Below are 16,613 nucleotides of genomic sequence, written 5' to 3'. Positions count from 1 at the left end.
CCCGGATGCGCGTGATCTTCGCCGGTACGCCGGCCGTCGCCGTTCCCGCCCTGGCCGCCGTCGCCGCCTCCCGACACGAGCTGGTGGCCGTTGTCACCCGGCCCGACGCGCCCGCCGGGCGTGGACGGGGCCTGTCCCGCTCACCGGTCGGCGAGTGGGCCGACGAGCACGGCGTCGAGGTGCTCACCCCGGCCCGTCCCCGCGACCCGGAGTTCCTCGACCGGCTTCGCGAGCTGGAGCCGGCCTGCGTGCCGGTGGTCGCCTACGGCGCGCTGGTGCCGCCGGCGGCCCTGGAGATCCCCCGGCACGGCTGGATCAACCTGCACTTCTCCCTGCTGCCCGCCTGGCGTGGCGCCGCGCCCGTGCAGCACGCCGTGCTGCACGGTGACGAGCTGACCGGGGCCAGCGTCTTCCAGCTGGAGGAGGGCCTGGACACCGGCCCGGTCTACGGCACGCTGACCGACGAGATCCGCGCCACCGACACCTCCGGGGACCTGCTGGGAAGGCTCGCCGACTCCGGCGCCGGGCTGCTGGTGGCGGTGCTCGACGCGATCGACGAGGGCACCGCCCGCGCCGAGCCGCAGCCGGCCGACGGGGTGTCGCTGGCACCGAAGCTGACAGTGGACGACGCGCGGGTGCGCTGGAGCGACCCGGCCTTCGCCGTGGACCGGCGGATCCGGGCCTGCACGCCCGCGCCGGGCGGCTGGACGACGTTCCGCGACGAGCGGGTGAAGCTCGGCCCGGTCGTCCCGGTGCCCGACGGCCCCGAGCTCAAGCCGGGGGAGTTGCTGGTGGAGAAGTCCCGGGTGCTGGCCGGCACGGCCACAGTGCCGGTACGTCTCGGCGAGGTCCGGGCCGCGGGCAAGCGGGCGATGAACGCGACCGACTGGGCGCGCGGCGTCCGGGTCGGCACTGGAGAGGACTTCGCGTGACGGCACCGGAGGGAACCCGACCGACGCGCTCCGGCCCGTCGACCAGCCGTGGCGGGGACCGCCGCCCGGTCCGGCCACCGATGGACCGGCCGCGCCGCGCCGCGTACGAGGCGGTGGCGGCGGTGCACCGGGACGACGCGTTCGCCAACCTGGTGCTGCCCATCATCCTGCGGGAGGAGGGGCTGTTCGGTCGGGACGCGGCCTTCGCCACCGAGCTGACCTACGGCACCCTGCGCCACCTGGGCACGTTGGACGCGATCCTGACTGACGCGGCCGGCCGGGACGTGGCCCGGATCGACCCGCCGGTACGCGACGCGCTGCGGCTCGGGGCGTACCAGCTCCTGCACACCCGGGTGCCGCCGCACGCCGCGGTCTCGTCGACTGTGGACCTGGTCCGTTCGGTCGCACCGGGCGCTACCGGTTTCGCCAACGCGGTGCTGCGCGAGGTGTCCACCCGTGACGCGGACGCCTGGGTGGCGAAGCTCGCACCGCCGAGGGAGACCGACCCGGTCGGGCACCTCGCGTTGGCGTACAGCCACCCGCAGTGGATCGTGCGGGCCTTCTCCGAGGCGCTCGGTGGCGATCTGGGTGAGACGGAGCGCCTCCTGATCGAGGACAATGAGCGCCCGCCGGTGCACCTGGCGGCCCGGCCCGGCCTGATCGACCCGGTCGAGCTGGCCGACCAGGTCGGCGGCGCGCCCGGTGCTTTCTCGCCGTACGCCGTCTATCTTCCCGGCGGCTCGCCGGGCGACATCCCGGCGGTGGTCGACGGCCGGGCCCACGTCCAGGACGAGGGCTCCCAGTTGGTGGCCGCCGCGCTCGCCGACGCGCCGCTGGACGGCCCGGACGGACGTTGGCTGGACCTGTGCGCCGGCCCGGGTGGCAAGGCCGGGTTGCTCGGCGCGCTGGCCGCGCAGCGGGGTGCCCGGGTGACGGCTGTGGAGGTGGCCGAGCACCGCGCTCGGCTGGTCTCCCTGGCGACCCGGGACCTGCCGGTGGCCGTGCTGACCATGGACGGCCGTGAGGTCGGTGGCGACCCGAAACTGCCGGAGCAGCACTTCGACCGGGTGTTGGTCGACGCGCCGTGTACCGGACTGGGGTCGCTGCGTCGTCGGCCGGAGTCACGCTGGCGTCGCCAGCCGTCCGACCTGCCGCCGCTGACCCGGCTGCAACGGGAACTGCTCGGCGCGGCGCTGCGGGCGGTCCGCCGGGGTGGCCTGGTCGCCTACGTGACCTGTTCGCCGCACACCGTCGAGACGCACGTGACGGTGACCGAGGCGGCCCGCCGTAGCGGGGTTCCGGTGGACTTCGTGGACGCCCGCCCGCTGCTGCCGGCCGGCATGCCCGGTCTCGGTGACGGGCCGACAGTGCAGCTCTGGCCACACCGCCACGGCACCGACGCGATGTTCCTCGCCGTCCTGCGCCGAGGCTGATCCGTTCCACGCGTCCGGCCGGTCAGCCGACCGGCCGGACGCGTGCGCTCACCCTCTGCGCGACCGGGCTTCCGCAGGCCTAGGTGACCGGGAGGCCCTTGGTGCCGGCGTTCTTCATCGAGCGGGTCAGGTTCCGGTCGGAGATCCAGAGGAAGCACTGCACGCCCCGGTTCCCGTTGCGCCATTCTTCCTCGTACGGCTGGTAGTAGATCGTGCCGGCGCGGAAGTCGAGCTGGGAGTTGTCCGGAACCTTGGCGTACTTGGCGATCATCGTCTGGCAGGCCCGGTGGGTCCGCTTGGTGCCGCGGGTGAACTCGGCGTAGCTGGTGTCCGGCGCCTGCCAGACCCCGACGAACTCGGCGTGGTGCTTGGCCGTGCAGGAAACCGGCACCATCTCGTCGATGTCGTCCTTGACCAGCTTCGGGTTGAAGCAGCGGTACGCCAGCGGGGCCGGCCCGGACAGCGCGCCCCGGAGGCTGCCGGTGCGCAGGTCGACAGCGGTGTCGTCGATGCTGGCGATCTCGGTGACGTCGCAGCGGTACCAGCGGGCGCCGCCCGACCAGGCCTGCGGCGACGGCAGGACGACGGTCAGGCCGAGCCGCCCGGAACGCCAGTCGGCCCCCACCGCCTTGTTGACCGCCGTGTCGCACCCGGTCTGCGCGGCCCGCATGCCGGCCGAGCCGGGCTGCGGGGGCGTGCCGGCCTCGGCGCCCGGACCGGTGAGGGTGCCCACGTGCATGGTCTCCACCCGGTGTGCCTCGGTGCACGCCGTCGGGTTGTAGCCGGTCAGGAAGCCGACCTGCTGGGAGCTCTGGTGGCAGACGTCGGCGGAGGGGACGAACTGCTGCGCCGCGACAGGCGCCGGCCAGTCGTCGGTGAGGTCACTGTCGACTCCGGCGGGTGCGCCGCAACCGGCCAGCGCCAGGGCCAGCGCCCCACCCCCGGCGAACGCCGCCAACCACCGTCGCATCCCGACCTCCCGCCGCTGCTGGCCTCCGACCGGACCCAGCCGGTCGATTGCGCCACGGCGCAGCAGCATACGGCACCGATGCTCAGATCGCGGGCAGTCCCTCCGGGCCGACGTCGCGCATCGAGCGGGTGAGTTTGCGGTCGTCGCTCCACAGGAAACAGCGCACCCCACGGTCGCCCTCCTCCCACTCCCGCTGCGACGGCGGGTAGTAGATGGACCCGGCCCGGTACGGCAGCTCGCTGTTGTTGGGTACCGCCGCGTACTCGGCGATCAGCGCCATGCAGCGCCGGTGCGCCTGCTCGGCGGACTTGGCGAACTCCGCCCAGCTGATGTCCCGCTCGTCGTAGACGCCCACGAACTCGGCGCGGTGCGGCTCGGTGCAGAGCACCGGCGCCATGTAGTTGAGGTTGTCGCCGATCAGTTTGGGGTCGAAGCAGCGGTGCGTCAGGGGCGTGTCGCCGATCAACGCGCCGCGCAGGCTGCCGGTGCGGTTGACCGGGCGGGTGTTGTCGATGCTGCCGGTCTCGCTGAGGTCGCAGCGGTACCAGCGGGCGCCGCCGGCCCAGGCGGGCGCGGACGGCAAGGCGAGGGACAGCGCGAGTCGGGCCGTGTGCCAGTCGCCGCCGAGCACCTCCCGGGCCCGCTGGTCGCATTCGGCGCGAGCCGTGCGCAGCGCCTGCGATCCGGGTTCCGGTCGGGTCTCGGTCAGCGCGTCGGGCCCGACGAAGGTGCCGACGTGGATGGCCTCGGCCAGGTGGTTGCGCGCGCAGTCCACCGTCTCGTACGTGCTTGCCTGCACGACAGTGGCGATCCGTGGCAGGCAGGTGTCGGTGGCGGGGGTGAATGGTTTCGGAACCCGCAGCGTCGGCCAGTCGTCGGTGAGATCACCGTCCGCGCCTCGCGCCGGCGCGCAGCCGGCCAGCAGCATCGTCGTGACGCTGGCCAGCGCCAGCGCTGGAAGCCACCGTCGCATCGTCCGCCCTCCCGGGAGCTGGCGGCCGGTCGCCGCGCCCCGCGGCGAGACCCCGGCGGGCGTGCAGCTTACGGCACCGTCCCGGTTGGAGTGTCGTCGCGTTTCCGTCGATCGGCCAGTGGCTGATATCTGTTCGTCCGGATTCGGGGGCCCGGAGCGTCCAATTCTGCACCAATGGTCACTGCTGGGTCACAGGGCGTCCCCAAAGGTGCCGCGATGCGGGTGGCGGGTGGCCACGTTCGTACACTGGCCCCGTGACCGTACCGCCGCCGATCGTCGCGCCGAGCATCCTGGCCGCCGATTTCTCCCGCCTCGCCGAAGAGGTCCGTGCCGTCGAGGACGCCGCGGACTGGTTGCACGTCGACGTGATGGACAACCATTTCGTGCCGAACCTGACCATTGGGCTGCCCGTGGTGCAGAGCCTGCGGGCTGTCACGGCGATGCCCTTCGACGTGCACCTGATGATCGAGGACCCGCGCCGGTGGGCCCCCGGGTACGCCGACGCTGGGGCGTACAACGTCACCTTCCACGCGGAGGCGTCCGACGACCCGGTGGCGCTCGCCAAGGACCTGCGCTCGGCAGGCGCGAAGGCGGGCCTGGCCATCGACCGGGACACCCCGATCGAGCCCTACCTGGACCTGCTGCCCAGCTTCGACACCCTGCTGATCATGACGATCAAGGCGGGCTTCGGTGGGCAGCGGTTCATTCCGCAGCTCCTGGAGAAGGTGCGGACGGCCCGGCGGCACGCGTCGGCCGGGCACCTGGAGCTGCGCATCGAGGTGGACGGCGGGATCGCCGCCGACACCATCGAGCAGGCGGCGGCGGCTGGCGCCGACGCGTTCGTGGCCGGCACCGCCGTGTACGGGGCCGCCGACCCGGCGGAGGCGGTACGGCACCTGCGGGCACTGGCGGAACGCGCGGCGCCCGGGGCCTGAGGTGGAGCCCGAGGCCGACCGCAAGGACATCATTCTCGTCGTGGACGACGACGAGGACATCGCCCGGTTCGTCGAGTTCAACCTGCGGCTGCACGGCTTCGAGGTGATCCACGCCAGCGACGGCCAGGAGGCCCTGGAGGTCATCGAGCGCCAACGGCCGGACCTGGCGGTGGTCGACCTCATGATGCCCCGGATCGACGGGTTGGAGCTGACCCGCCGGTTGCGCGCCGACCCGATGACGTCCGCCCTTCCGGTGATCATGCTGACCGCCAAGGGGATGACCGTCGACAAGGTGCACGGGCTCAGCGCCGGCGCCGACGACTACCTGGTCAAGCCGTTCGACACCGCCGAGCTGGTGGCCCGGGTCTCGTCCACGCTGCGCCGGAACAAGGAGTTCCGGGAGGTTTCCCCGCTGACCGGGCTGCCCGGCAACAGCCGGATCCGTCGGGAGATCAGCGATCGGGTCCGCAACGGCGTGGACTACGCCGTCGGCTACGTCGACATCGACCGGTTCAAGAGCGTGAACGACAGGTACGGCTTCGTGCGCGGCGACGACTTCATCTCCGCGCTGGCCCGCAGCCTGCACCGGGCGGTGGTGGGCGTCGGGCTGCCACCGGCCTTCCTCGGTCACGTCGGTGGCGACGACTTCGTCATCGTCTGCGCCCCGGACCAGGTGCGCCCACTGACGTCCCGGGCGGTCGTCGACTTCGAGAACGCCGCCGACACGCTCTACGACCAGACCGACCGGGAGCGTGGCTTCGTCGAGTTGAAGGATCGACGCGGCAACATCCGGCGGGCGGCCCTGGTCACGCTCTCCATCGGGGTGTCCCTCTCCGACGCCGGCAAGCGGTTCACCGACCCGCTCGAAGCGATCGCGGTGGCCTCGGAGATGAAGACGGTGGCCAAGAGTCAACCGGGCTCGTACGTGGCGGTGGACCGGCGTCGAGGCGTCACCTGAGCGTGATAACGCTGTGAAGTAGCTCGCCTAGGTGGCGACGGAGGCGGATCGGCGTGTAAGACTTCCCGTGTACCCACCACGCGCTGGCGGGACTCGGTGAAATTCCGAACCGGCGGTGATCCACGGTTTGACCGTGGTCAGCCCGCGACCCGGACGGCTCTGCCGTCCGGTGGACCTGGTGAAAATCCGGGGCCGACGGTTGGGGGCGGTTCGTCCGCGCCCAGAAAGTCCGGATGGGAGACAGCGCGCGGGACGGACGGGTCCGAGCCGGCCGCTGGCTTCAGCGTGCCGTGCCGACCCCCCGGGGCGGCTGTGCCGTTCCCGGAATCCGCCACCGCCTGCCCGTGGCCCCATGGCCACCGCCTCCCTGACCGCCAGCGCGCGGACGGCGAGTGAGAGGGCAGGGGCAGCGCGATGGCCAGCGTCTCCGTTGATGAGGCGATGCGGCGTGCGATCGAGTTGGCGGCGCGCGGGCTCGGCACCACCAGCCCCAACCCCGTGGTTGGGTGCGTGCTCCTCGACGAGAACGGCGAGGTCGTGGGCGAGGGATTCCACGCGTACGCCGGGGGGCCGCACGCCGAGATCGTCGCCCTGGCGCAGGCCGGGCGGCGGGCCAAGGGCGGCACCGCGATCGTCACTCTGGAACCCTGCGACCACACCGGGCGCACCGGCCCCTGCAGTTCCGCGCTCGTCCAGGCCGGGGTGGGCCGGGTGGTCATCGCCGTACCCGACCCGAACCCGGTCGCTTCCGGGGGTGCCGCCACGTTGCGCGCCGCCGGGGTCCGGGTCGATCTGGGGGTACGCGGCGAGGAGGCCGAGGCCGGCAACGTCGCGTGGTTGACCTCGATGCGCCGAGGCTGGCCGTACGTGATCTGGAAGTACGCCGCCACGCTCGACGGTCGCTCCGCCGCGGCGGACGGCACCAGCATGTGGATCACCTCGGAGGCGGCCCGGATCGACGTGCACGCGCTGCGTGGCACCGTCGACGCGGTCATCGCCGGGGTGGGCACCGTGCTCGCCGACGACCCCCGGTTGACCGCCCGCAACCTGCGCGACGGCAGCCTGGCCATCCGGCAGCCGCTGCGGGTGGTGGTGGACAGCTCGGGGCGTACACCGGCTGACGCCAAGGTCCGCGACGGCGCCGCACGCACCTGGATCGCGACCGCCGACGAGGTCGGAGCCGACCCGGACGGCCGGGTCGACCTGTCGGCGCTGCTCGCGGCGCTGCACCAGCGCGGGGTCCGCGCGGTGCTCCTGGAGGGCGGCCCCCGGCTGGCTGGCGCGTTCCTGGAGGCCGGCCTGGTCGACAAGATCGTCGGGTACGTCGCGCCGCGGTTGCTCGGCGCCGGCCCGACGGCTCTGGTCGACGCGGGAGTGACCACCATCGCCGAGGCCATCGATCTGGAGTTCGTCGACGTTACGCAGATCGGTCCGGATCTCCGGATCACTGCTTTGCCCCGGAAAAGGGAGGGCTGAGATGTTCACCGGCATTATTGAGGAAATGGGCGAGATCGTCCGGGTGGCGCCGACGGCAGGCGATTCGGCGCTGCTGGGCGTACGCGGCCCGCTGGTCACGTCCGACGCCCGCCACGGCGACTCGATCGCCGTCAACGGTGTCTGCCTGACCGTCGTGGACGTGGCCGACGGTGTCTTCACCGCCGACGTGATGGGGGAGACGCTGCGCCGCTCCGCGCTGGGCGCGCTGCGCCCCGGCGACCCGGTCAACCTGGAGCGGGCCGCCGCGCTCGGTAGCCGGCTCGGTGGGCACCTGGTGCAGGGCCACGTCGACGGCGTCGGTGAACTGATCTCCCGGGAGCCGGCCGAGCAGTGGGAGACGGTCCGGTTCCGGCTGCCCGCCGCCCTGTCCCGGTACGTGGTGGAGAAGGGCTCGATCACCATTGACGGTGTCTCGTTGACAGTCGCCGCGGTCGGCGCGGACGAGTTCGCCGTCGGGCTGATCCCGACCACGCTCAAGCTGACCACGCTCGGCGCGAAAGGCGTCGGCGACCCGGTCAACCTGGAGGTCGACGTGTTGGCCAAGTACGTCGAGCGGCTGCTCGGCGACCGGCTCACCCACGCCGACGCCCGCGGGCTGGCCTCGGACCAGGGCGGGGTGGCCTGATGGGCCCGCTCAGCTGGCTGCTGGACGCCCAGGTGCACGTCGCCGGGTCGCCGGTGCTGGCCAGGGAGATCGTCGGCAACGCGTTCGGGCTGGTCTCGGCGTTGCTCGGGTTGCGCCGGCTGGTCTGGGCGTGGCCGGTCGGCATGGTCGGTAACGCGCTCCTCCTCACCGTCTTCCTCGGCGGCGTGTTCGCCACCCCGCAGGAGCACGACCTGTACGGGCAGGCCGGCCGGCAGGTGTTCTTCTTCGCGGTCAGCGTCTACGGCTGGTGGCGTTGGCAGCGCAACCGTCGCGGCGACTCCGGGCAGGCCGCTGTCGTCCCGCGCTGGGCCACCGGGCGGGAGCGGCTGATGATGCTGCTGGCCGCCGTGGTCGGCACCGCCGCGGCGTACCCGCTGCTCAAGGCCCTCGGTTCGTGGGGCCCGCTGCCCGACGCCTGGATCCTCACCGGCAGCCTGCTGGCCACGTACGGCATGGCCCGCGGCTGGGTGGAGTTCTGGCTGCTCTGGATCGCTGTGGACGCGGTCGGGGTGCCGTTGCTGCTGCGCGGCGGGTTCTACCCCTCGGCCGTCATGTACCTGATCTACGGCGCCCTCTGCGTCTGGGGCTTCGCCGCCTGGTGGCGCACCTCCCGCGCCACGGCCACCGTTCGTAAGCCCATCTACCGGGAGGCCGTCGCATGACCAGCTTTGGGGATATCGAGCAGGCGATCGCGGACATCGCGGCCGGCCGGCCGGTCGTCGTGGTCGATGACGCGGACCGGGAGAACGAGGGCGACCTGATCTTCGCGGCCGAGTTGGCCACGCCGGAGCTGATGGCGTTCATGGTTCGCTATACCTCCGGCTACGTCTGCGTGGCGCTCACCGAGAGCGAAGCCGACCGGCTCGACCTGCCGCCGATGCACCACACCAACCAGGACCGGCGCGGCACCGCGTACACGGTGACGGTGGACGCCCGCGAGGGCGTCAGCACCGGCATCTCGGCGGCCGACCGCGCGCACACCAGCCGGCTCCTCGCCGCCGCGGCGACCGACCCGACCGATCTGGCCCGCCCCGGCCACGTGGTGCCGCTGCGCGCTCGCGAGGGCGGGGTGCTGCGCCGGCCGGGGCACACCGAGGCGGGGATCGACCTGACCCGGCTGGCCGGGCTGCGTCCGGCCGGCGTGCTCTGCGAGCTGGTCAACGACGACGGCACCATGATGCGCCTGCCGGACCTGGAGAAGTTCTCCGCCGAGCACGGCCTCACGCTCGTCACCATCGCCGACCTGATCGCCTACCGCCGGCGTACCGAGAAGCAGGTCGAGCTGGTCGCCGACGCCCGGATGCCGACGAAGCACGGGGTGTTCCGGGCGCTCGGCTACCGCGCCGAGCACGACCCGGCCGAACATGTCGCGATGGTGCTCGGTGACATCGGTGACGGCCAGGACGTGCTGGTCCGGGTGCACTCCGAGTGCCTGACCGGGGACGTGTTCGGCTCGCTGCGCTGCGACTGTGGACCGCAGCTGGACGCCGCAATGGCTCGGGTCGGGCAGGAGGGCCGGGGCGTGGTGCTCTACGTCCGTGGGCACGAGGGGCGCGGCATCGGCCTGCTGCACAAGCTGCAGGCGTACCAGTTGCAGGACCTGGGCCGCGACACCGTCGACGCCAACCTCGACCTGGGCCTGCCGGCCGACGCCCGCGACTACGGCACCGGCGCGCAGATCCTCTACGACCTGGGCGTGCGGTCGATGCGGCTGCTGACCAACAATCCGGCCAAGCGGGCCGGCCTGGAGGGGTACGGGTTGACCATCACCGGCCGCGAGGGGCTGCCGGCCGGCGCGCACCCGGAGAACATGCGCTACCTGCGCACCAAGCGGGACCGGATGGGTCACCTGCTGGACGAGTTGGACGAGGTCTCCGAGGCGCCGCTGGGGCGTCCGGTCGCCAACGACGAGATCGGAGCATGACGATGGCGGGTTTCGGTGAGCCGGGAGTCGAGGCGGTCGACGCTGCGGGGCTGACCGTCGGGGTCGTTGCCGCCCGCTGGCACGGCGAGCTGACCGACCACATGCTGGAGCGTGCGGTGGCCGCCGCCGAGGCGTGCGGCGCGCGTTCCGTTGTCGCCCGGGTCGCCGGTTCGGTCGAGCTGCCGGTGGTCGCGCAGGCCCTCGCCCGCCGCTGCGACGTGGTGGTCGCCCTCGGCGTGGTGGTCCGTGGGTCCACCGCCCACTTCGACTACGTCTGCCGTTCGGTCACCGACGGGCTGACCCGGGTGGCGCTGGACGAGGGCAAGCCGGTGGCGCACGGCGTGTTGACAGTGGAGACCATCGAGCAGGCCCGTGACCGCGCCGGTCTGCCCGGCTCGGCGGAGGACAAGGGCTGGGCCGCCACGGTGGCGGCGCTCGACGCGGCGCTGGCCGTGCGGACGGTGGCGGCGGGCAACGCCCAACGGGTCGGCTTCGGCGGCTGACGCCTCTGCCGCCTCTGAAGGCCCGCCTTCAGAGGCGGCCGGCCTCGATGATCCGGCGCAGGAACTGTCGGGTACGAGGCTGCGTCGGCTCGCCGAGCACCTGCTCGGGCGGGCCGCTCTCGACCACCCGGCCGGCGTCGAGGAAGCACACCTCGTCGGCGACGTCCCGGGCGAAGCCCATCTCGTGGGTGGCCAGCACCATGGTCATGCCGTCGGCCTTCAGGTCGCGGATCATCGCCAGCACCTCGCCGACCAGCTCCGGGTCGAGCGCGGAGGTGACCTCGTCGAGCAGCATCAGTCGAGGTGAGTTGGCCAGCGCCCGGACGATCGCCACCCGCTGTTGCTGCCCGCCGGAGAGCCGGTCCGGGTAGGCGTCCGCCTTGGCGGCGAGCCCCACCCGGTCGAGCAGCTCCCGGGCCTGCGCCTCGGCCTCCGCCCGGCCCCGCCCGTGTACGCGACGCGGCGCGAGGGTGATGTTGTCCAACACGCTCAGGTGCGGAAAGAGGTTGTACGCCTGGAACACCATGCCGATCCGCCGCCGGACCCGGTCCGGGTCCACCCGGGGATCGGAGATGTCCTCCCCGTCCAACTCGATGGTGCCGTCGTCGAGTTCGTCGAGCAGGTTGACGCAGCGCAGCAGGGTCGACTTGCCGGACCCGGACGCGCCGATCAGGGCCACCACCTGATGCTCGGCGACGGTCAGGTCGAGTTGGTCGAGCACGGCGTGCCCGCCGAACTCCTTGCGCAGGCCCCGGCAGCGCAGCAACGCCATGGATCAGCCTCCCGACTGTCGGCGGGCCGCGCGCAGCGTCACCCAGTCGGTGACGGCGATCAGTGGGATCGCGAGCAGCACGAAGAGCACCCCCGCCACGATGTACGGCGTGTAGTTGAAGGTCTGGGCGGTGGCGATCTGCGCGGCGCGGACCGCGTCGATCGGCCCGGCCAGCGAGACCAGCCCGACGTCCTTCTGCAACGCCACCACGTCGTTGAGCAGGGGTGGCGCCACCCGGCGGACGGCCTGCGGCAGGACCACGTGCCGCATCGTCTGCCGGTGGGTCAGGCCCAACGAGCGGGCCGCGGCGAGTTGGCTGGAGTGCACCGACTCGATGCCGGCCCGGAACACCTCGGCGAGGTAGCCGCCGTAGGTGAGGACCAACGCGATCCCACCCAGCACCAGCACCGGCGGCATGCCCTGCAACCGCAGCCCCGGCACGCCGAGGGTGAGCAGGTACAGCACGATGATCAGCGGTAGTCCGCGGAAGGTGTAGGTGTAGCCGGCGGCCAGCGCGCGGGCCGGGAAGAAGACCGGCCCGCGCAGCGTCCGCAGCACGGCGAGCACCAGCCCGAGCAGCAGCGCGCCGACCGCACAGCAGACCAGCAGCCGTACGTTGAGCCAGAGCCCGCTCAGCACCGTCGGCAGCGCGTCGCGGGCGATCTCCGGATCCAGGAACGAGCGCCGGACCCGGTCCCAGCCCGGCGCTCCGGTCACCGCGAGCACCAGCAGCGTGCCGAGCGCCGCCGTCGAGGACGCCGCGACGAGCACGCTGTAGACGGTCTGCCGACGTCGGTACGCCGACCGCCGCAGCTGCGCCTGGGAGGGCACCCGATCCAGAAGCGTCACCGCAGCTCGGCCGCCCCCGCCACCTGGGCGAGCCACTTCTGTTCCAGCTCCTTCAACGTCCCCGCGGTGGTGAGCTGACCGACCGCCCCGCTCACGCAGGAGGTCAGTGGTGAGTTCTTGTCCAGCAGCAACCCGAACGCCTCGGGCGTACCGACCTGCGGCACCTGCCCGACGATCACGGCGTCGGTGATCTCCGCGCCGGTGATGTAGAAGGCGGTCGGAAGATCGACCACGAGACCGTCCAGCTGCCCGTTCTGAAGGGCCTTCTTGGCATCGTCGTTGCTGTTGTAGACCTGCGGCTTGGCGGCCGGCTTGATCACGTCGGTGATCGCCTGGTAGCTGGTGGTGCCCACCTGCGCGCCGAGCCGGGCGTCCCGCAGCTCGGCCAGCGACTTCCGGCCGGCGATCTTCGAGGACTTCAACGCGATGACGGTCTGCCGCACCAGGTAGTACGGCGCGGAGAAGTCGACAGCCTGCTTGCGTTCGTCGGTGATGGAGAACTGGTTGATGTCGAAGTCGAAGTCCTTCGGCCCCGGCGCGATGGCGGTGTCGAACTTGACCCGGGTCCAGGTGACGTCGGCGCGGGCGTAGCCGAGCTTCTCGGCCACCGCGTACGCGACAGCGGATTCGAAGCCCTCACCGCTGTCCGGCTTGTCCTTGGCGAACCACGGCTCGTACGCGGGCTGGTCGGTGGCGATGGTCAACTTGCCCGGCGTACGCGTGGGTAGGCTGTCCTTGGCGCAGGACGGCGCTGCGGTGACAGTGGGGGTCGGGTCTTCGTCCTGTGGCGCGCACCCGGCGGTGGCTACGACGACGGCACCGGCGACGGTGAGCGCGAGGAGACGTGAGCGGCTGGCCATGGCGGACAGCGTAGAGCTCCATGAGCATCGATCGACAATTGTCCCACCATGTTGGTAGGGAATTGTCCGCTTACTGGATTTCGGCAGACCCGGACGTGGGGTGCCGCCGGGGTGGCTGGAAGAATCGTTCCCTGTGAAGACGTTCGAGGAGTTGTTCGCCGAGCTGCAGGCCAAGGCCGCCGCCGGCACCCCGGGCTCGGGCACCGTCGCCGCGCTGGACAAGGGCGTGCACTTCATCGGCAAGAAGGTCGTCGAGGAGGCGGCCGAGTCGTGGATGGCCGCCGAGCACGAGGGGCCGGAGCGCACCGCCGAGGAGATCTCCCAGCTGCTCTACCAGGTCCAGGTGCTGATGCTTGCCAGCGGTCTCGAGCTCAAGGACGTCTACCGACATCTGTGAGTGCCCCCACCCCTGTTGATCGCCAACCGGATCGAAGGAGCACTCCGTCATGCTGCGTGTCGCCATTCCCAACAAGGGCACCCTGGCCGAACCGGCCGCCCAGATGCTGCGCGAGGCGGGCTACCGCCAGCGCACCGACCCCAAGGACCTCGTCTGCCGGGACGAGGCCAACGACGTCGAATTCTTCTACCTGCGTCCGAAGGACATCGCCACCTACGTCGGCTCCGGTGACCTCGACCTCGGGATCACCGGCCGGGACCTGCTGATCGATTCGGCCGCGCCGGCCGAGGAGGTCGTCGACCTCGCCTTCGGCCGGGCCACCTTCCGCTTCGCCGCCCGCCCCGACGACATCGCCTCCGTGCAGGAGCTGGGCGGCCACCGCATCGCCACCGCGTACCCGGGGCTGGTCGAACGGCACCTCGGCGAGGTGGGCGTCAAGGCCGACGTGATCCGCCTCGACGGCGCGGTGGAGAACGCCGTACGCCTCGGCGTCGCCGACGTGATCGCGGACGTGGTGGAGACCGGCGCGACCCTGCGCCAGGCGGGCCTGGTGGTCTTCGGCGAGCCGCTGCTGCGCTCGTCGGCGGTGCTGGTCCGGCGTGCCGGCGCACCCGCGCAACCGCAGGCCGAGCAGTTGCTGCGCCGTCTGCACGGTGTGCTGGTGGCACGCCGCTACGTGATGCTCGCCTACGACGTGCCGGCCGGTCTGCTGGACCGGGCCAGCGGGCTCACCCCGGGCATCGAGTCGCCCACCGTGTCGCCGCTGCACCGCGAGGGCTGGGTGGCGGTGCAGGCCATGGTGCTCCGCGACGACGTGCACCGCATCATGGACGAGCTGTACGAACTGGGCGCCCGCGCCATCCTCGTCACCAACATCCACGCCTGCCGCCTCTAACCCCCCCACGCCCCCACGCCCCCCGCGCCCCCCACCCAGCTGGCGTCGATCATGGAGTTGTGGTGGCCGTTTCAGCCGCCTTCGCTCCTTACGTCCACCACCACAACTCCATGATCGACGCGGCGGCGGGTGCCCTGGGGCTGACTGGACGCGGAAGATCGTGCTCGATCATTGATGTAGTGGCCTCGATCTCGACGGAGGCCACTGGATCCTGGATCGAGCACGATCTTGAGGTGGCTGGCTGGCCGTGGTGGGCTCGGGGCGGTGGCTCGGCGGGTGGTGCGTTCGATGACCGGGCGCGGATGGCAGACTGGTGGGGTGAGTGAAACCGAACTGGTCCGCCTGAAGCCCCGCCGCATCCGGGTGGTCTGCTGGTCGGCGGCGGCCGCTCTGGTGGTGGTGTTCGCTCTGGTCGCTACCTCGCTGAGTGGCCCGACCGGCGATGGTTACGGCAGCTTCCAGCGCGGCGACCAGATCGCCATGATCGGCCTGGGCATCTTCGGTGCGCTCGGCTTCCTGCTGTTCACCCGTCCCCGGGTGGAGGCCGACGCCCGGAGCATTCGGGTCCGCAACGTCATCAGCTCCTACGAGCTGCCCTGGGAGGTTGTCCGGGGCGTCCGCTTCGACCGGGGCGCGCCGTGGGCCAGCCTGGAGCTGCACGATGACGACCTGCTGCCGATGGTCGCGTTGCAGGCCGCCGACAAGGAGCTGGCCGTCGACGGAGTCCGCGCGCTGCGCCGGCTGCACGAGGCCCACCAGGTCCGCCTCGCCGAACGCGCCGTCGGCCGCTGACCCTCGCGACACCGCCCACGCCGGTTGGCGGCCTAACCGCCCCTGCCGGTTCGCGGCCCACCGCCCCCGCCGGTTCGCGGCTGGAACCGCCCGCCGTTGGCCTCGCGTCGCCGCCCAGCGGCCAGGCCTGCCGCGCACCCCTCGCCAAGATCTGGACAACTACCCTGAAACTGCTGCCTCCCGGCGCCCTGACACAGCAGTTTCAGGGAAAGTGCGCGGATCTTGAAGCGGCGCCAGGCGCGCCAGGGCGGCGCGGCGCAATGGTCGGTCGCGCTCGTGACTCGCCGCAGGTCGTGCCCGGTTTGGGGGTCGCCGGGGCGCCGGTGTAGTGTTGTCGAGTCGACCAGGCTGTCTCCGCGTGCGAGCAGGCAGCCTTGAAAGCGGAGCGCCTGCTCCCACCCGAGTCGCCGCTACGGTGGCCGGGTCCGGTCACCGGTTCCGGGCATGTCCCGGTGCCGGATGCGCGATCCTTGTGATCGTGCTGACCGGTCGAGCGGGCCCTGGCATGCGCCGGGGCCTTCTGCTTTTCGGGTCGGTTCCCTCCCGGGAGCCGCAGGGGTCGGCGACAGAGCAGAAACGACTCGAGGAGGCCCCATCAGCGTCGAACCACGCGTGAACGAGCAGATCCGGGCACGTGAGGTCCGACTGGTCGGCCCAGAGGGTGAGCAGGTGGGCATCGTCCCGCTGGAGCGCGCTCTTCAGCTGGCCGCGGACGTCGATCTGGACCTGGTCGAGGTTGCGCCGATGGCGCGCCCGCCGGTGTGCAAGCTCATGGACTTCGGCAAGTTCAAGTACGAGAGCGCACTCAAGGCGCGCGAAGCGCGGCGTAACCAGCAGCAGACCGTCATCAAGGAAATGAAGCTTCGGCCGAAGATCGACCCGCACGACTACGAGACCAAGAAGGGTCACGTGGTGCGGTTCCTCAAGGCGGGCGACAAGGTCAAGGTGACGATCATGTTCCGCGGTCGCGAGCAGAGTCGTCCGGAGCTGGGTTACCGGCTTCTGCGTCGACTCGAATCCGAGATCACGGAACTGGGATACGTCGAGGCCGCTCCGAAGCAGGACGGCCGAAACATGATCATGGTTCTCGCTCCGCATCGGGCCGTCAAGGCCTCCGCGGTCGCCGCTACGGCGTCTCGCGGTGGACCTCGGGACCGGGCAGGGGACGAGTCCGCCGCTCCGGAAGCCGATGAGACCGCGGCGGTCAGCGAGACCGCAGCAGCCGGTGACACCGGCCTCGCCGCCGACACCAGCGGCGAGTAACAGGGGAGAGACGT

18 protein-coding genes and 1 riboswitch are annotated in these 16,613 nt (G+C 71.8%); of the genes, 13 read left to right on the top strand and 5 right to left on the bottom strand.

Going from position 1 to position 16,613, the window contains the following annotated elements; translation table 11 throughout:
- Positions 1–5: 5 nt before the first annotated feature.
- Positions 6–932: a methionyl-tRNA formyltransferase gene (gene fmt / locus ACLQ3F_RS14935; protein WP_357204704.1), complete on the top strand. Its 927-nt coding sequence runs from the start codon at positions 6–8 to the stop codon at positions 930–932.
- The gene (locus ACLQ3F_RS14930; RefSeq protein WP_425849395.1) at positions 929–2,365 is read left to right on the top strand and encodes an RsmB/NOP family class I SAM-dependent RNA methyltransferase; all 1,437 of its coding nucleotides are present in this window, start codon (positions 929–931) and stop codon (positions 2,363–2,365) included. The genes fmt and ACLQ3F_RS14930 overlap by 4 nt, the downstream gene beginning before the upstream one ends.
- Before the next feature lie 79 nt (positions 2,366–2,444).
- Here ACLQ3F_RS14930 and ACLQ3F_RS14925 read toward each other — a convergent pair whose 3' ends face one another.
- Both ACLQ3F_RS14925 and ACLQ3F_RS14920 read right to left on the bottom strand, forming a co-directional pair.
- Complete coding sequence (locus ACLQ3F_RS14925) at positions 2,445–3,335, bottom strand: septum formation family protein (RefSeq protein ID WP_425849805.1); 891 nt, start codon at positions 3,333–3,335, stop codon at positions 2,445–2,447.
- A gap of 82 nt (positions 3,336–3,417) precedes the next feature.
- Positions 3,418–4,308 carry a septum formation family protein gene (locus ACLQ3F_RS14920; RefSeq protein ID WP_425849393.1) on the bottom strand — a complete coding sequence of 297 codons (891 nt, stop codon included), beginning with the start codon at positions 4,306–4,308 and terminating at the stop codon, positions 3,418–3,420.
- Positions 4,309–4,562: 254 nt separating this feature from the next.
- Here ACLQ3F_RS14920 and rpe point away from each other — a divergent pair, with 254 nt between their 5' ends.
- The 7 genes from rpe to ribH all read left to right on the top strand — a co-directional run bounded on the left by rpe (position 4,563) and on the right by ribH (position 10,771).
- Entirely contained in the window at positions 4,563–5,243 is a 681-nt protein-coding gene (gene rpe / locus ACLQ3F_RS14915) for a ribulose-phosphate 3-epimerase (protein ID WP_357204699.1), read from the top strand.
- The gene (locus ACLQ3F_RS14910; RefSeq protein ID WP_425849804.1) at positions 5,134–6,201 is read left to right on the top strand and encodes a GGDEF domain-containing response regulator; all 1,068 of its coding nucleotides are present in this window, start codon (positions 5,134–5,136) and stop codon (positions 6,199–6,201) included. Before rpe ends, ACLQ3F_RS14910 begins: the two co-directional genes overlap by 110 nt.
- 78 nt (positions 6,202–6,279) lie before the next feature.
- A riboswitch (FMN riboswitch) is annotated at positions 6,280–6,450 on the top strand.
- 165 nt (positions 6,451–6,615) lie between these two features.
- Complete coding sequence (ribD, locus tag ACLQ3F_RS14905; RefSeq protein ID WP_357204697.1) at positions 6,616–7,677, top strand: bifunctional diaminohydroxyphosphoribosylaminopyrimidine deaminase/5-amino-6-(5-phosphoribosylamino)uracil reductase RibD; 1,062 nt, start codon at positions 6,616–6,618, stop codon at positions 7,675–7,677.
- A 1-nt stretch (position 7,678) separates the two neighbouring features.
- Positions 7,679–8,323 carry a riboflavin synthase gene (locus ACLQ3F_RS14900; RefSeq protein ID WP_396794506.1) on the top strand — a complete coding sequence of 215 codons (645 nt, stop codon included), beginning with the start codon at positions 7,679–7,681 and terminating at the stop codon, positions 8,321–8,323.
- The gene (pnuC, locus tag ACLQ3F_RS14895; protein ID WP_425849390.1) at positions 8,323–9,006 is read left to right on the top strand and encodes a nicotinamide riboside transporter PnuC; all 684 of its coding nucleotides are present in this window, start codon (positions 8,323–8,325) and stop codon (positions 9,004–9,006) included. The genes ACLQ3F_RS14900 and pnuC overlap by 1 nt, the downstream gene beginning before the upstream one ends.
- On the top strand, positions 9,003–10,268 hold the full coding sequence (locus ACLQ3F_RS14890) for a bifunctional 3,4-dihydroxy-2-butanone-4-phosphate synthase/GTP cyclohydrolase II (RefSeq protein WP_425849387.1): 1,266 nt from the start codon (positions 9,003–9,005) through the stop codon (positions 10,266–10,268). The genes pnuC and ACLQ3F_RS14890 overlap by 4 nt, the downstream gene beginning before the upstream one ends.
- Before the next feature lie 2 nt (positions 10,269–10,270).
- Complete coding sequence (gene ribH, locus ACLQ3F_RS14885; RefSeq protein ID WP_091401939.1) at positions 10,271–10,771, top strand: 6,7-dimethyl-8-ribityllumazine synthase; 501 nt, start codon at positions 10,271–10,273, stop codon at positions 10,769–10,771.
- 28 nt (positions 10,772–10,799) lie between these two features.
- Here the strand turns inward: ribH and ACLQ3F_RS14880 are convergent, their stop codons facing one another.
- From ACLQ3F_RS14880 to ACLQ3F_RS14870, 3 genes are read right to left on the bottom strand one after another with little or no spacing between them, the layout of a single operon-like run.
- Positions 10,800–11,543, bottom strand: coding sequence for an amino acid ABC transporter ATP-binding protein (locus tag ACLQ3F_RS14880; RefSeq protein ID WP_357233466.1), 744 nt, complete (start codon positions 11,541–11,543; stop codon positions 10,800–10,802).
- A 3-nt stretch (positions 11,544–11,546) separates the two neighbouring features.
- Entirely contained in the window at positions 11,547–12,383 is an 837-nt protein-coding gene (locus ACLQ3F_RS14875; RefSeq protein ID WP_425849803.1) for an amino acid ABC transporter permease, read from the bottom strand.
- A 5-nt stretch (positions 12,384–12,388) separates the two neighbouring features.
- Positions 12,389–13,252 (bottom strand): ABC transporter substrate-binding protein, encoded by an 864-nt coding sequence (locus ACLQ3F_RS14870; RefSeq protein WP_425849384.1) that lies wholly within the window; start codon positions 13,250–13,252, stop codon positions 12,389–12,391.
- A gap of 133 nt (positions 13,253–13,385) precedes the next feature.
- On the opposite strand from ACLQ3F_RS14870, the gene ACLQ3F_RS14865 reads away from it, so the two are divergent.
- The 4 genes from ACLQ3F_RS14865 to infC all read left to right on the top strand — a co-directional run bounded on the left by ACLQ3F_RS14865 (position 13,386) and on the right by infC (position 16,599).
- The gene (locus ACLQ3F_RS14865) at positions 13,386–13,649 is read left to right on the top strand and encodes a phosphoribosyl-ATP diphosphatase (RefSeq protein ID WP_030335709.1); all 264 of its coding nucleotides are present in this window, start codon (positions 13,386–13,388) and stop codon (positions 13,647–13,649) included.
- 49 nt (positions 13,650–13,698) lie between these two features.
- Complete coding sequence (hisG, locus tag ACLQ3F_RS14860; protein ID WP_030488425.1) at positions 13,699–14,544, top strand: ATP phosphoribosyltransferase; 846 nt, start codon at positions 13,699–13,701, stop codon at positions 14,542–14,544.
- Between the two features lie 318 nt (positions 14,545–14,862).
- Complete coding sequence (locus ACLQ3F_RS14855; RefSeq protein ID WP_355009173.1) at positions 14,863–15,336, top strand: PH domain-containing protein; 474 nt, start codon at positions 14,863–14,865, stop codon at positions 15,334–15,336.
- A 612-nt stretch (positions 15,337–15,948) separates the two neighbouring features.
- Positions 15,949–16,599, top strand: a complete 651-nt coding sequence (gene infC / locus ACLQ3F_RS14850) for a translation initiation factor IF-3 (RefSeq protein ID WP_124818759.1) — start codon at positions 15,949–15,951, stop codon at positions 16,597–16,599.
- Positions 16,600–16,613 lie beyond the last annotated feature (14 nt).

The organism is Micromonospora sp. DT15, assembly GCF_049841475.1.
Lineage (GTDB): Bacteria > Actinomycetota > Actinomycetes > Mycobacteriales > Micromonosporaceae > Micromonospora.
Note: the sequence above shows the minus strand (reverse complement) of the source record. Positions and strands in the feature narration are given on the sequence as shown.